Origin of the sequence: Catenuloplanes niger, assembly GCF_031458255.1 — a bacterium.
In the GTDB taxonomy this organism is placed as follows: Bacteria; Actinomycetota; Actinomycetes; order Mycobacteriales; family Micromonosporaceae; genus Catenuloplanes; species Catenuloplanes niger.
This window is the reverse complement of sequence record NZ_JAVDYC010000001.1, coordinates 446,915-460,985: the sequence shown is the minus strand read 5'-3', so window position 1 is coordinate 460,985 and position 14,071 is coordinate 446,915. Positions and strand designations below refer to the sequence as shown.

Here is a 14,071-nt window from a genome sequence, read left to right as displayed (position 1 = left end):
GCTCGGGGCGTACCGGCCCGACTGCTTTTTCGCGGTGGTTTGGGCAGATCTCGATGACCGATGGACTCGGGCTGCCGCGCCGGCCTTCGGCCGTCCGCCGAGATCAGCTGAGCGAGAGCCGCCGGCGTCGGTCGCACCGTGGGCGCCGGACAGGACACTGTCAGCTCCACGGACCGCAACGCATTGCGGCGAGGTGGCGGCCCATCTCGATGGTCGGCATCCCCACCCGGCCGCGCGTTGTGTGCGAGCGAGTGTGGTCCGATGTGGTCTTGGTGAAAGCCGCTGTACTCGACATCCAAGATCACTGAATAATGCCGCCATGACCGCGCCTGGGCCCTCACCCGCACCGTTCGAACCGTCAGCGGAGGCCGTCTCCGCACCCGGGGACCGCAATACCGAGGCGCCTGTCCCGGCCGGCGCCACCACGCCGCCGGTTGTGGCACGGGATGCCCCTCGCAGCGGCCCGGTGATGGTGCCGGCAGGTCCCGCGACCGTGCCGCCGATGTCGGCGGATGCACCGGCCTCGTCGGTCGCTGCCGAAGCTTCTGCAGCCGCTCCCGCTCCGACGGCCCCGCCTGGTATCGCCGCGACGGCTCCGGCCGATGTGGTCGGGGGCGAAAGCGATATCCCGCCGGCCGTGGTGGAGACGCCGCGGTCCGTCTGGGCTCGACCCGTCACGCCGCCGCCCCCGGCGACCGGCGACGCTGCCGTTGCGCCCTCCGGCGGTGTGCCGTCGAGTCCCGCGTCGCCCGGATCGCAGCCCGGCGCGGCGTCGGATGCCGCCTTGGCCGGTCCGGTGCCGCATACGCCGTCGTCCGGGGAGGCGCTGCGGTCCGGTGTCGCGCCGGACACGGCGCCGCCTGGCGTTGCCCCGCACCCGGCGCCGCCTGGCGTGGCCTCCCATGCGCCGTCGGCCGGTGCCGCGTCGGATACGTCGTCCGGTGTGGTGTCGGACATGCCGCCGTCTGGTGCGGCCGCGCATGCGCCGTCGTCCGGCGTGGTGCCGCACACGCCGCCGTCTGGCGTGGCCCCGCATGCGCCGTCGTCCGGGGTTGCGCCGTATGTGCCGCCGCCGGGAGCGCCCGCGTTCGGGGCGCCGGGTGGGCCGATGGCGCCGCCGGAGGTGCCGCGGGGCTATTTCGTGCCGACCAATCCCGGTCAGCCGAGGCCCAGTCCGTGGCGGAATCCGTGGGTGGTCGTCGCCGTGGCGGTGGGTCTCGTGATCAATGTCGCGGCGGGCGTGTTCGTGCTCTTCGCGGACGAGAAGGCCGCGGACGGCTGTGTGGAGGTCAAGGAGATCGCCGAGTCCGGGCGGCCGAATCTCACCCCGCTCCGTACGGTGATCATCGCGGAGGATCTGGCCGCCGCGAACAACGCCGTCCTCGCCGCCGTCGGGCGGGACTATCTGGTCGCGGTCGAGGTCGCCTACGGCGGGACGGACCCGCTCAGCATCGTGACGGGGCCGGTCGACGCCGACGCCGCGGCTCAGGTCCAGGGGCCGGCCGCGGCTCGGGCGCTCATCGAGGCGACGTACCGGGCCTGCGGCGACACCTGGGTCTGGGTTTCGTTCGACCCTCCTCGGTAGAGGGACGGGAGGACCGGCGAGCGGCCCGCGGTGATGGAGATCAAAACACGCTGTACGACCGCTCCAAGATCACTGAATAATGCGTCGACCGAGGAGAGACGCATGCCCCCGGTTGACCCGCCCACCCCCGAGCCCGCACCGCCCGCCGTCCGGCGTGCCTGGTGGCGGGCGTCGACATGACGACATCGAACTGAGGAGCGCGGTCATCACCACACCCAGCGAACCTGTCCCGACCGTCGCCGAACCGGCCGCGTCCCGGCGACGGCGGCCCGTCGTCGTCGCGGCGGTGGTGGCCGTGACCGTGGCGGTCCTGGCCGCCGCCGGCACCGCCGGGTACGTCGCCACCCGCGAGGATCCCGGCGTGCTGGCCTGTCACCGGATCGACGAGTTCATCACGGAGTTCGTGGCCGGCGGCCGGCCCGAGGTCTCCGAGGCCGAGGCGCGGGAACTGGCGGACCAGCTGGCCGCCTCCGGCCACGAGAGCCTCGCCCGGATCGGCGAGGTGTTCCAGCTCGGCTACCGGAAGGAGGATCCGGCGCGGCCGATCGACGGGATGCGCGGCGCGGTCCTGCTGACGGGTGCGGAGAACGCCTGCCGGGCGGCCGGCGTCCCGATGACGCGGATGCGGCCGCCACGCTGACCCTGCGAAGGGCCCGGCGAACCGCCGGGCCCTTCGCAGGAGAGCAGAACCGAACCGCCGGGCCTCGCAGAGAACCCGATCCGCGGGAGACCGCTACGCGGTAGAGAACCGATCCGCGGGAGCGGTAGCGAACCGATCCGCGGGAGCGGTAGAGAACCGATCCGACGGTCCCCGCGGAGGGGATCTCAGTCCATCGCCAGCGCCGCGGTCGGTGCGACGCGGGAGGCGCGGCGGGCCGGGAGGACGCCGGAGGCCGCGGTCAGCACGCCCAGGACCAGGACGACCAGCGCCAGCTGGCCCCAGGGCAGCGCGACCGGTCCGTCCAGTCCGATGCCGCCGAGCATCAGCGACGCGAACGGTACGGCCAGCGCCAGGCCGAGCAGCGAGCCGACCACGCCGTACAGCGATGCCTCGATCAGCAGGGTGGCGCGCAGCCGGCCGCGGGACATGCCCACGGCGCGGAGCAGGCCGGCCTCGCGGAGCCGTTCCACCACGGACAGCGCGGTGGTGGTGCCGACGCCGACGACCGCGACCGAGACGGTCATGCCGACCAGGCCGAGTGCCGCGGCGGTGATCACCAGCAGCTGTTCCTCGTAGTCGTCGCGCTGGTCGGCGAGCACGCCCACGCCGCCGCCGGGGACGAGCGTCTGGGCGGCCTGGTATGCCGCGGTCCGGTCGTCGGCCGCGTCGGCCAGCAGGCCGGTCGGTGCCGGTGCGAGGCCGAGCGTGGTCATGTCGGCCGGGTCGAGCACCGCCCACGCGTCCATCGGGAGTCCGGCCACGGTGGCGACGACGGTGCCGGTGACACTCTTGCCCTCGCGGGTGATCGTGGCGGTCTCGCCGATGCCGAGCGCGGTGAAGTCCCCGAGGTAGTCCAGCGCGATGATCTTGCCGGGGCCGATCGCGTCCAGCGTACCCTCGGTGACCCGGATGTCCTCGCTGGTGCGCAGCGCGGTCAGGGACAGGTCGAGCACCGGGTGGCGCGCGGTCGGGTCGTCCCGGTCCTCGCCCTCGACCGGGATGTCGGCCTCGGTGAGCCGGTACGGGACGACGTTGCGCAGTTCCGGGTGGGCGCGCGCCGCCTCCACCGCGCCGGGCGGCATCGCCTGGCCGGCCTCCGCGGAGATCTGCAGGTCGGCCGGGGCCATCAGGGCCAGTTCCTGGTCCATGGCGGCGCGGGCGGTGGAGAGCGCGACCAGCGCACCGGCGATCATCGTGACCGCGAGCGCCACGACCACGCTGACCGCGGCGGCCCGCTTGGGTGCGCCGCCGACGCCGCCGATCGCGAGCCGGCCGGTCGGGCCGAGCGCGCGCAGTGGCTGGCCGACCAGCCACAGCACCGGGCGGAGGATCGCCGGCCCGAGCACGATCAGCGCGAAGAAGCCGAGCGTGCCGCCGGCGACGGTGGCGAGCATGACGGTCTCGCCGGACTCGTTCGGCATGTTCGGCTCGGGGAGGCTGGACACGGCGAGCCCGACCAGCGCGAGCGACGCGGCGGTGAGCAGCAGTCCGAAGATCCAGCGGACGACGCCGAGCCGTGCGCTGGCGCCGGTGACGGCCGCGGAGCGCAGCGCCTCCAGCGGCGAGACGCGCGCCGCGGTGACCGCGGGGGAGAGGACCGCGATGATCGCGACGACCGTGGTGCCGGCGACGACCAGGAGCGCGGGCACGATCGGCAGGCCCGGCGCGGCGAGCGGGGTGTCCAGGAAGACGCGGGCGGCCGGGCCGGCGGCGAGGCCGAGCGCGTACGCGACGAGGACGCCGGTGACGCCCGCGACCGCGCCGGTGAGCGCGCCCTCGACGATCAGCGCCCGGGTCAGCGCCCCGCGTCCGGCACCGACCGCGCGGAGCAGTGCGAGCTGCTTCATCCGCTGCGCGAACACGATCCGGAACGTGGACGTGGCGACCAGCGCGGCCGCGGCGGCGGCGATCGCGACGAAGATGCCGACCAGGAAGAACAGCTCGTTCATCGAGGAGGCCGCGGCGAGCGCCTCCTCCTCGCGCAGCGCGGCGCCGTTCCGGACGTCGAGCGGCCTCTTGGCGACGCCGTCCCCCCGCGGGTCGACGACCTCCGGCAGCGTGCGGGTCAGGTCCTGGGTGACCGCCTCCGGGGTGGCGCCGGCCGCGAGGTGCACCTCGATGCGGCCGATGCCGGACTCCTCGTAGGTCGGCGCGTCGGCCGTGCTCATCGCGCTGACCAGAGTGTCGGTGGTGAACGCGGTGCCGGAGAAGCCCTCACCGCGCAGCGGTGACACGAGACCGGTGACGGTGAGCGTGCGCTCCGGCTCGTCCGGGCCGAGCCGGACGATCACGGTCCGGCCGACCGTGAGACCCATCCGCTCGGCGGTGCGCGTGGTGACCGCGATCTGGTTCTCCGCCGACGGGTACGTCCCGGACGTCAGCGTCACCTCGGACAGCGGCCCGGTCCCCGGGTCGCCGGTGACCACCAGGTAGCCGCCGGGCACCGACGGAACGGTGTAGTAGGCGCTGTTGCGGGCGGTCGCCGATTCGACGCCCGCGGTCCGCCGGACGATCGCCAGTGCCTCCGAGGTGGCCGAGGCGTCGTTGCCGACGACCAGGTCCGCGGCGGCGGACGTGCCGCTGAAGGTGTCCAGGATGGTGTGGTGGGTGATGCGTTGGGCTAGGACGGTGCCGAAGACGACGGTGGCGGCGACGATCAGTGCGAGGCCGGTGAGGAGGAGGCGGGCGGGGCGGCGGGTGAGGCCGGCGAGTTGGGTGCGCAGGACGGTCATCGGGCGCCGGCCAGGTGGTGGAGGGCGTCGGTGACGGATTCGCGGGTGGGGTGCAGGATCTCGCCGGAGATGCGGCCGTCGGCGAGCATGACGACGCGGTCGGCGTAGGAGGCGGCGATGGGGTCGTGGGTGACCATGACGACGGTTTGGCCGTATTCGCGGACGGCGTTGCGGAGGAAGGAGAGGACTTCGGTGCCGGTGCGGGAGTCGAGGTTGCCGGTGGGTTCGTCGGCGAAGACGGCTTCGGGGCGGGAGACGAGGGCGCGGGCGAGTGCGACGCGTTGTTGCTGGCCGCCGGAGAGTTCGCTGGGGCGGTGGCGGAGGCGGTCGCGGAGGCCGAGGACGTCGACGAGGCGGCCGAACAGTGCCGGGTCGGGTGTGGTGCCGGACAGGTCGAGGGGGAGGGTGATGTTCTGGGCGGCGGTGAGTTGGGGGAGCAGGTTGAAGGCTTGGAAGACGAATCCGATCCGTTCCCGGCGTACCTTGGTGAGGATCTTGTCGGGTTGGCGGGTGAGGTCCACGTCGCCGAGCATCACGGCGCCGCTGGTGGCCCGGTCGAGGCCGGCCAGGCAGTGCATCAGCGTCGACTTCCCGGAACCGGACGGGCCCATGATCGCGGTGAACTCGGCGCGGGGGAACCCCACCGTCACCCCGTCCAGCGCACGCACCGCGGTGTCGCCGCGGCCGTAGACCTTCACCAGGTCACGTGCCTCGCAGGCGAGCATCATCGTCGAAGTCCCTTCGGTCGGAAACGAGAGCTGACACAGACTGCCGGGACCGCCCGGCCGGTCACATCCACCCGCCGACCGGAGATCAACCGGCGTGCCTCCGCCGAAAGTCAGATGGCCGGCCCCGTCGTTCGGCAGAACCGGGCCGCACCGCACCGCGACTACGCTGGGGAGACGATGATGATCTCTGGACGGAAGCGTGGGCGCCTGGGCTACCGGCGCGGCGTACTGCTCGCGGGTTTCGGGCTGACGGTCCTGCTCGACCTGTTCATCGCCACGGCCCAGGCGGACGGCACCTATCTGGTGATACTGCTGCCGTCGCTGGTGGTGGCCGGCGCCGGCGGGCTGATCTGGGGCCGGCGCTACCGCCAGGGCGGTCAGCTGGTGCCGGTGCTCGCGATCGGCCTGTCGATTGCGTCGGTGGTGGCGACGATCGGCACGCTGGCCCTGGTCGGTGGTGGCGACACCAGCGGCACGTGGGGACTCGCCGAGTCCGTGTCGCTGCTGCTGGTGCTCTACGTGGTGGCGCGCTACGGCCGCCCGGTGGTCGCCTGGCCCGCGGGCATGGCGGTGCTGTTCGCGCTGCTGTTGGAGCCGCAGCGGATCGGCTTCGGCATCGAGATGGTCGTCTTCGGCATGCTGCTGGTGATGATCGGTGGCGGCGTGGCCGCGGTCGGCGTCTGGACCCGGTTCACCGCCGGGCAACGGGAACGGCAGATCGCGACGGTACGGGCGGAGCAGCGCGCCGAGTTCGCCCGGGACCTGCACGACTTCATCGCCCATCACGTGACCGGCATCGTGGTGCAGGCGCAGGGCGCGCGGTTCATCGCGGAGCAGGACCCGCAGCGGGTGATCACCGCGCTGGACCAGATCGAGAAGGCCGGCGCGGAGACGATGTCCGCGATGCGGCGGATGGTCGGCGTGCTGCGCGGCGCGGACGCGGCCGCCCCGCTCGCCCCGCTGGCCGGCGTCGGGGACCTGCATCCGCTGCTGGAGCAGTTCTCCGCGGCCGGCGGCGCGCAGGCCCGGCTCTACGTCGAGGGTCCGCTGGACGGGTTGCCGGTGGACGTGAGCACGTCCGCGTACCGGGTGGTGATGGAGGCGCTGACCAACGTCCGCCGGCACGCGATCGCGCCGACCCGGGCCGATGTGCGGCTGCGGCGTACCCCCGACTGGTTGTTCGTCCGGGTGACCAACGACGGCACCGCGGCGCCGCGCGCGACCGACCGCCGGGGCTACGGCCTGGACGGTCTGGGGGAGCGGGTCGCGTCCGTCGGCGGGTGGTTGCGCGCCGGGCCGGGGATCAACGGAGGATGGGTGGTCGACGCGGCACTTCCGATCGCGGCGGGTGAGGAGCGACAGTGACGATCAGGGTGCTGGTCGCGGACGATCAGGCGATGGTCCGTACCGGATTCGGCATGATCATCGGCGCGCAGCCGGACATGGAGCTGGTCGGCGAGGCCGCGGACGGTCTCCAGGCGGTCGAGCTGGCGACGCGGCTGCGGCCGGACGTGGCGCTGATGGACATCCGCATGCCGAAGATGGACGGCCTGGAGGCGCTGCGCCGGCTGGCCGGGCCGGGCGTCGCGGACCCGGTGAACGTGGTCGTGGTGACCACGTTCGACCTGGACGAGTACGTGCACGCGGCGCTGCGCAACGGCGCCTGCGGCTTCCTGCTCAAGGACTCCGGTCCGGCGCTGCTGGTCGAGGCGGTGCGCGCGGCCGCGTCCGGCGACGCGCTGATCAGCCCGTCGATCACGGTCCGGCTGCTGGAGCACCTGACGCCGCCCGCGCCGGCCCGCCAGGACCTGGGCGACCTGTCACCGCGCGAGCTGGACGTGGTGCGGCTGACCGCGCAGGGCCGCACGAACGCGGAGATCGCGGCCGAGCTGTTCATCTCGATCGGCACGGTCAAGACGCACCTGAGCAGCGTGCAGGCGAAGCTCGGCGCACGCAACCGGGTGGAGATCGCGGCGTGGGCGTGGGAACGGCGCCTGGTGCCCCCGGGACCACGATAGTACGTTTGACGGCATATGCCGGTGACGGTAGTGTCCCGGCATGGCATCCATGCAGGAACCCACGTTCCTGATCCTCACCGCGCTCGCGTCCGGGCCGTTGCACGGCTACGGCGTGATGCAGGAGGTCAGCACGCTCTCCCAGGGCAGCGTCACGCTACGGACCGGCACGCTCTACGGCGCACTCGACCGGCTCACCGAGCAGGGGCTGATCGAGGTCGACCGGGAGGAGGCGGTCGACGGCCGGCTGCGCCGCTACTACCGGCTGGCGGCCCCGGGCGCGTCCGCGCTCGCCACCGAGGCGGCCCGGCTCCGGCGGCACGCGGACGCCGCCGTCACCAGGCTCGGCACCCGGCCGGCCGTCGCATGACCGCACTCGAGACCCGCTACCGGGCACTGCTCCGGGCGTACCCGCGGGACTACCGCCGTCGCCACGGCCTGGAACTCATCACGACGTTGATGGACGCGGCCCGGCCGGGCCAGGAGCGCCCGGACCGCGCGGAGGTGCTCGACCTCGTCCGCGGCGGACTGCGGCAGCGCTTCCGGCTGCCGGCCGGCCGCGCGATGCTGGCGGTCGCGGTCGTGGCCGCGCTCCTCGCCGGCGGGATCGGTGCGGCCGGCGGTGCGTGGGCCGGCTGGCAGGCCGGCCGGCCCACGACGCCGGACGACGCGGAGGTCCTGCGGCTCGCCGGTCGCGCGTTCGGCACGGCACTCCCGGCCGGGACGAGCGTGTCGAACGGCGACTACCGCGGCGTGCGGGAGTCCTACCCGATCGTCGACGAGGCCACCCGGGCACTGATCTCGGTGGACGCGCGGGCCGCCGCCACCCGGGTCGCGGCCGAGGGCTGGGACGTCGGCCCGATCCGGACCGGACGGTACGGCCCCGGCCGCGACACGCACCGGACCGCGTTCGTCGCGGAACGCGACGGCGTGCTGCTGCACTACGCCGTGGACCGGCCGGACGAGTCCGGAATCCCGTACGCCGGGGTGTCGATCCGGCCCGCCTGGCCGTGGACCGTGCACGCCGGCGGCGCGGCCGGTGCCCTGCTCGCGGCCGTCGCGGTCTGGCTGTTCGCCGCCTGGACGGGCTACCGGTTGCGCCGCGCCGATCCCGCCTGGCGGGTGGCCGGCACGCTGTGCGCCACCACGACCCTGGTCGCGACGGCGCTCCCCGCGGCCACGGTCTGGGTCGACGGCGTCCGGTTCGCGCTCCCGGACCCGGTACTGCTGCACGAGCCGCGCCCGCTGTGGGGCACGTTCGACCCGTTCGACGGGTTCCAGCTGGTGATCGCCGCCGCTTTCCTGCTGGTCACGGCCGTGATCACGGCCGCGGCCCGGCGGGACCGGCCGCTCGCGGTCACACCACCCGCCTGATCGAGCCGGCACCCGGGCGCGGCACCGCGTCCGGGTGCAGGATCGCCGCGATCGCCTCCACGCCGTCGACCAGCCGCGGTCCGGGCCGCACCACCAGGCCGTCGCCGTCGATCGCCCACACCCGCGCGTCCGGGAAGTGCGGCGCCACCCGGGCGGCCTGCTCCGCCGCGCCGTGCAGGTGGAAACCGCACGGCGTGACCAGCACGACCTCCGGGCCGGGCGCGGCCAGCTCCGCCCACGAGGTCTGCACCGACCGTTCGCCGCCCCGGGCCGCGACCGGCTCGCCGCCGGCCGCCCGGATCAGGTCCGGCACCCAGTGCCCCGCACCGAACGGCGGATCCACCCACTCGACGACCGTCACACGCGGTCGTGGCCGCCCGGCGGTGCGCGCCGCCACCGCGGCCAGCCGCCGCTCGCACGCCGCCACCAGCGCCGCCGCCCGCTCGGGCACGCCCGCCCGCGCACCCACGGCCAGGAACGTCTCCAGCACCTCGTCCAGCGTGTACGGATCCAGCGACAGCACGTCGGCCCGGCAGCCCAGGTGATCCAGCGCGTCCTCGACGTGCCCGGAGGGCAGCGCGCACACCCGGCACAGGTCCTGCGTGAGGATCAGATCCGGGGCCAGCCCGGCCAGCGCGTCCGCATGCAGCGTGTAGAGGTCGTCGCCGGCGGCGATCCGGCCCTTGACGTACCGGTCGATCTCGGCGGGCGTCATGCCCCGGGTGTCCCGGCCGCCCACCACCACGGTCTTCTCGGCCCGTGCGGCCGGCGGCTCGTCACACTCGAACGTGACGCCCACCAGCGCGTCACCCAGCCCGAGCGCGTAGACGATCTCGGTGGCCGAGGGCAGCAGCGACACGATTCGCATCGCCCCATCATGCCCCGGCACGATCGGGGGCATGACCCGGCACGCTGGATCATCGCGGCTGCCGGGCCACCCCCTCCGCGCGCTCGCCTCTCCCGTGGCTCACGCCTGAGGTCATCATGCAGCAAATGCAAAAGGTGTGCAATAAGCCGTCCCCGGACGGTGGTCCCGCTATCGGGTGGCGGGCGCCGGGGCGGCCGGCTCCGTGGTGACGTGGCGGCGGCGGACCGGCGCCGGCAGGGTGGGGTGGGCGACGCTCCAGGCCGCGCCCGCGCAGACGAACTCCTTCACGCGTGCGGCCGGGGCGCCGAGCAGCACCGTCGGGGTGGCCCGGTCGTGCGCGTCGACGAACTGGATGATGCCGTCACGGCGGCCCAGGCTGATGCACTGCGCGTAGAACCGGATCGGGCGCTGCACCACCCGGGTGCCGGTCAGTCGCGCCGCGATCGCGTCCGCGGCCTGCCAGGCCATCGGGATGCCGGCGGCGCACGCCATCCGCAGCGGTACGCCGTCCGCGCCGCCCGCGATCGCGGCGTCACCGACCGCGTAGACGGCCGGGTGCGAGACCGACCGCATGGTGCCGTCCACGACGATCCGGCCGTCGGTGACCTCCAGTGTGGACGCGGCCGCGATCGGGTGCGCCGCGAAACCGGCCGTCCACACCGTCACCGCGGCCGGCAGGTGGCCGGCACCGGTGTGCACACCGTCCGCGCCGACCCGGGTCACCGCGGTGTGCTCGTGCACGGTCACGCCGAGCCGGGCGAGCGCGCGGTGCAGGTGGGCCCGCGCGCGGTCGCCGAGCCGGTCGCCGGCCCGGCCGCGCGCCACGAGCGCGACCCGCAGGTCCGGCCAGGACTCGGCGATCTCGGTGACCGCCTCGATGCCGGTCAGGCCGCCGCCGACGACCAGCACGGCCGCCCCCGGGCCGAGCGTGCGCAGCCGGTCCCGCAGCCGGAGCGCGGCGGGCCGGCCGGCGACCCCGAACGCGTGCTCGGCCACGCCCGGCACGCCGCCGTCGCCGCCGGTGCTGCCCAGCGCGTACACCAGCGTGTCGAAGCGCAGGTCGTGGTGCCCGGCGAGGGTCACGGTGCCGGCGTCCGGGTCGATCGCGGTGACCCGCGCGGTCACCGGCGTCACACGCGTGCCCGCGAGGACGTCCCGCAGCGGCCGGCCGCGCAGCCGCTGACCGGCCGCGAGCTGGTGCAGGCGGACCCGCTCGACGAAGTCCTCCGCGTCGTTGACCAGCGTGATGGAGAGGTCGTCCGGGTGCAGGCGGCGGGCGAGACGGCCGGCGGCGTGGACGCCGGCGTATCCGGCACCGAGGACCACGATGCGGTGTTTCATGATGCGGCTCCCGTCTGGAGGTGGTGTGCGCTCGCCTCCTGAACCGGACGGCCACCCGATCCCTGACAGGAACCGGCTGTGGCCCCGCTCACTCCCGCGCGAGCCACCACCGGGTGAACCGCTCCAGCTTGTCCGGGCTCGCCTGGACGTGGATCGCGGCGATGCCGTCCACCGTCACGTCCAGCGCGGCCACGCCGATCACCCGGTCACCGGCCACCGCGACCACCGCCGGTCCACCGTGGACGACCGCGGGGTGCAGCGCGTACTCCGTGCCGACCAGGCGTCGCCCGGCCCCCGGCCGGAACGCGGACCGCAGGAACCGGGCGATCGCGAGCGCACCCACGATCGGCGTGCTGCGGGCCGGCACGTGGCCGCCGCCGTCCGCGACGTTCACCGCGTCGTCGGTCAGCAACCGGACCAGCGGCTCGATCTCGCCGCTGACCGCGGCCCGCAGGAAGTTCTCGGCGATCCGCTCGGCGGCGGCCGCGTCGACCGTGATCCGGGCCGGGCCGGAGGCGACGTGCCGGCGGGCGCGGTGGTGGATCTGCTGGCAGTTCGCCTCGGTCAGCCCGAGCATCCCGGCGATCTCCGCGTGCGGGTAGCCGAACGCCTCCCGCAGCACGTAGACCGCGCGTTCGTTCGGCGAGAGCCGTTCCAGCAGCGTGAGCACCGCGATCGACACGGACTCCCGCTGCTCCGCGGTCTCGGCCGGGCCGAGCATCCGGTCGCCGGCCGGCACCGGCTCCGGCAGCCACTGCCCGACGTAGGTCTCGCGCCGCGCCCGCGCCGAGGTGAGCTGGTTGAGGCACACGTTCGTGAGCACCTTCGTCAGCCACGCCTCCGGCGTCGCGATGTGCTGCCGGTCCGCCGCCTGCCAGCGCAGGAACGTGTCCTGCACCGCGTCCTCGGCGTCCCCGGCCGAGCCCAGCATCCGGTACGCGATCGCCTCCAGGCGCCCCCGGAGACGCGCGAACAGCTCCACCTCGCCGGCTCCGAGCGTCATCGCGAGTCAGCGTACGGCGTCGGCTCCCGCACGGCGATCGCCGCCCTCGGCCGGCCACGCGTCCTGCGGCGTGCCCGGAGAGCGTGGCCGGGCGAACGGGTGCGTGTCGCGGCCCACAGTGCCGGGCAACGGACGGTGGGTACGCGGATAGTTGGCATCTGAAACTGATCGGCTGAGGAGTGGCGATGAAGGCAGCGGTGTACTACCAGAACGGCGGCCCGGAGGTCCTGCGGTACGAGGACGTGCCGGATCCGGTGGCCGGCGCCGGCGAGGTGCTGCTGCGGGTCGAGGCCGTCGGCGTGCAGGGCGGTGACGTCCTGTTCCGGCAGTTCGCGCCGGTGCAGGCCGCGCCGCACATCGTCGGCTACCAGGCGGCCGGCACGATCGCCACGCTCGGCGAGGGCGTCACCGGGCTGCGCGAGGGGCAGCGGGTGGTCGCGTTCATGGCCGCCGGCTCGCACGCGGAGCTGGCCGTGGTGAAGGACTACAACGTCTACCCGGTGCCGGACGACATGGACCCGCGGGTCGCGGCCGGCATCCTGGTCGAGTTCGCCACCGCGGACGAGTGCCTGTTCGAGTTCGGCCGGCTCCGGGCCGGGGAGACCGTGCTGGTGCAGGCCGCGGCGAGTGGCGTCGGCGTCGCGGCGGTGCAGCTGGCCAAGGCCGCCGGTGCCACCGTGATCGGCACCGCGTCCAGCGACGAGAAGCTGGCCCGGCTGACCGAGCTCGGCCTGGACCACGCGATCAACTACCGGGACACGGACGTGGTGGCGCGGGTCAAGGAGATCACCGACGGCCGCGGCGTCGACGTGGTGATCGACCCGGTCGGCGGGCGCACGCTGGAGGGCAGCATCGAGGCGCTCGCGTACCGGGGGCGGATCACCTGGATCGGCGAGGCCGGCCGGGACGGGCACACGCCGCAGATCCGGCCGCTGATGGGGAAGAACGCGTCCCTGCACGGCGTCTACCTGGCGGGCGGCATGCAGCGCGACCGGGCCCGGATCCGCGCGGTCATCGAGAAGCTGATCGCGCGCGTCGCCGCGGGCGAGCTGACGGTCGTGATCGACCGCGAGTTCCCGCTCGCCGACGCGGCCGAGGCGCACCGCTACATCGAGAGCCGCGCCGCCTTCGGCCGCGTCCTGCTCGTCCCCTGAGCCCCGCGCACCCGCTCGTCGCCTGAGGCCCGCGCACCCGCCGCGATCGAGGCGGTGCCGGACCGCGCCGGTGGCTCACGGCCGCGCGGGGATCTCCAGTTCGAAGTGGACGGTGCCGGGGCCGTGCGGCGTGGGCCGCTCGTCGTGGACCAGGCGGGCGTGCGCGGTCCAGAACGCCTCGGCACCCGGCGAGATCGGGTCGGTGTGCAGGTAGGCGGCGGTGTAGCCGCCGTCGGCCGCGATGAACGCGAGCATCCGGTCCACCATCGCCCGGGCCAGGCCCCGGCGGCGGTGGGCCGGGTCGACGTAGATCCGGCAGAGCTGCGCGGTGATCCCGGCCGGGTACCGCTCGGCCAGCCGGTCCGGTGCGGACGGGCCGTGCGAGCGGACGCCGCCGGTCGCCACCACCTCGCCGTCCGGCGCGGTCGCCACCAGCAGCGTGTGCCGCGGCGGTGCCAGGTAGGCGCCGGAGATGTCGATGACGTCGCCGTGCCAGCGCGGCACGTAACCGCTGCGCATGTCGCGGTAGAGCGTGTCGAGCATGACGCGGCGTGCGCCGGGCACGTCCGCGGTCTCCGCGGTGCGCAGCGTGTACGTGGCGAGCATGATC

At 74.4% G+C, this 14,071-nt stretch carries 13 protein-coding genes; 7 read left to right on the top strand and 6 right to left on the bottom strand.

Annotated elements, in window-relative coordinates; translation table 11 throughout:
* Window positions 1-1,219 precede the first annotated feature (1,219 nt).
* Both J2S44_RS01995 and J2S44_RS01990 read left to right on the top strand, forming a co-directional pair.
* Window positions 1,220-1,585, top strand: coding sequence for a hypothetical protein (locus tag J2S44_RS01995; protein WP_310408445.1), 366 nt, complete (start codon window positions 1,220-1,222; stop codon window positions 1,583-1,585).
* Between the two features lie 295 nt (window positions 1,586-1,880).
* Complete coding sequence (locus tag J2S44_RS01990; protein ID WP_310408444.1) at window positions 1,881-2,225, top strand: hypothetical protein; 345 nt, start codon at window positions 1,881-1,883, stop codon at window positions 2,223-2,225.
* 185 nt (window positions 2,226-2,410) lie between these two features.
* Here the strand turns inward: J2S44_RS01990 and J2S44_RS01985 are convergent, their stop codons facing one another.
* Both J2S44_RS01985 and J2S44_RS01980 read right to left on the bottom strand, forming a co-directional pair.
* On the bottom strand, window positions 2,411-4,978 hold the full coding sequence (locus J2S44_RS01985) for an FtsX-like permease family protein (RefSeq protein WP_310408441.1): 2,568 nt from the start codon (window positions 4,976-4,978) through the stop codon (window positions 2,411-2,413).
* On the bottom strand, window positions 4,975-5,706 hold the full coding sequence (locus J2S44_RS01980; RefSeq protein WP_310429446.1) for an ABC transporter ATP-binding protein: 732 nt from the start codon (window positions 5,704-5,706) through the stop codon (window positions 4,975-4,977). The genes J2S44_RS01985 and J2S44_RS01980 overlap by 4 nt, the downstream gene beginning before the upstream one ends.
* 180 nt (window positions 5,707-5,886) lie before the next feature.
* On the opposite strand from J2S44_RS01980, the gene J2S44_RS01975 reads away from it, so the two are divergent.
* From J2S44_RS01975 to J2S44_RS01960, 4 genes are read left to right on the top strand one after another with little or no spacing between them, the layout of a single operon-like run.
* Window positions 5,887-7,071: a sensor histidine kinase gene (locus J2S44_RS01975; protein WP_310408438.1), complete on the top strand. Its 1,185-nt coding sequence runs from the start codon at window positions 5,887-5,889 to the stop codon at window positions 7,069-7,071.
* On the top strand, window positions 7,068-7,724 hold the full coding sequence (locus J2S44_RS01970) for a response regulator (protein ID WP_310408435.1): 657 nt from the start codon (window positions 7,068-7,070) through the stop codon (window positions 7,722-7,724). Before J2S44_RS01975 ends, J2S44_RS01970 begins: the two co-directional genes overlap by 4 nt.
* Before the next feature lie 49 nt (window positions 7,725-7,773).
* Window positions 7,774-8,091, top strand: a complete 318-nt coding sequence (locus tag J2S44_RS01965; protein WP_310429444.1) for a PadR family transcriptional regulator — start codon at window positions 7,774-7,776, stop codon at window positions 8,089-8,091.
* Entirely contained in the window at window positions 8,088-9,095 is a 1,008-nt protein-coding gene (locus J2S44_RS01960; protein WP_310408434.1) for a hypothetical protein, read from the top strand. The genes J2S44_RS01965 and J2S44_RS01960 overlap by 4 nt, the downstream gene beginning before the upstream one ends.
* On the opposite strand, the gene J2S44_RS01955 is transcribed toward J2S44_RS01960, so the two are convergent.
* The 3 genes from J2S44_RS01955 to sigJ form a co-directional block, all read right to left on the bottom strand.
* The gene (locus J2S44_RS01955; protein ID WP_310408431.1) at window positions 9,079-9,963 is read right to left on the bottom strand and encodes a cobalamin-binding protein; all 885 of its coding nucleotides are present in this window, start codon (window positions 9,961-9,963) and stop codon (window positions 9,079-9,081) included. The genes J2S44_RS01960 and J2S44_RS01955 overlap by 17 nt on opposite strands.
* A 168-nt stretch (window positions 9,964-10,131) precedes the next feature.
* Window positions 10,132-11,304, bottom strand: a complete 1,173-nt coding sequence (locus tag J2S44_RS01950; RefSeq protein WP_310408430.1) for an NAD(P)/FAD-dependent oxidoreductase — start codon at window positions 11,302-11,304, stop codon at window positions 10,132-10,134.
* 88 nt (window positions 11,305-11,392) lie between these two features.
* Window positions 11,393-12,307, bottom strand: coding sequence for an RNA polymerase sigma factor SigJ (sigJ, locus tag J2S44_RS01945; protein WP_310408427.1), 915 nt, complete (start codon window positions 12,305-12,307; stop codon window positions 11,393-11,395).
* Window positions 12,308-12,492: 185 nt separating this feature from the next.
* Here sigJ and J2S44_RS01940 point away from each other — a divergent pair, with 185 nt between their 5' ends.
* Window positions 12,493-13,461: a quinone oxidoreductase family protein gene (locus tag J2S44_RS01940; RefSeq protein WP_310408424.1), complete on the top strand. Its 969-nt coding sequence runs from the start codon at window positions 12,493-12,495 to the stop codon at window positions 13,459-13,461.
* Between the two features lie 75 nt (window positions 13,462-13,536).
* Here J2S44_RS01940 and J2S44_RS01935 read toward each other — a convergent pair whose 3' ends face one another.
* Entirely contained in the window at window positions 13,537-14,067 is a 531-nt protein-coding gene (locus tag J2S44_RS01935) for a GNAT family N-acetyltransferase (RefSeq protein ID WP_310408423.1), read from the bottom strand.
* Between the last annotated feature and the right edge of the window lie 4 nt (window positions 14,068-14,071).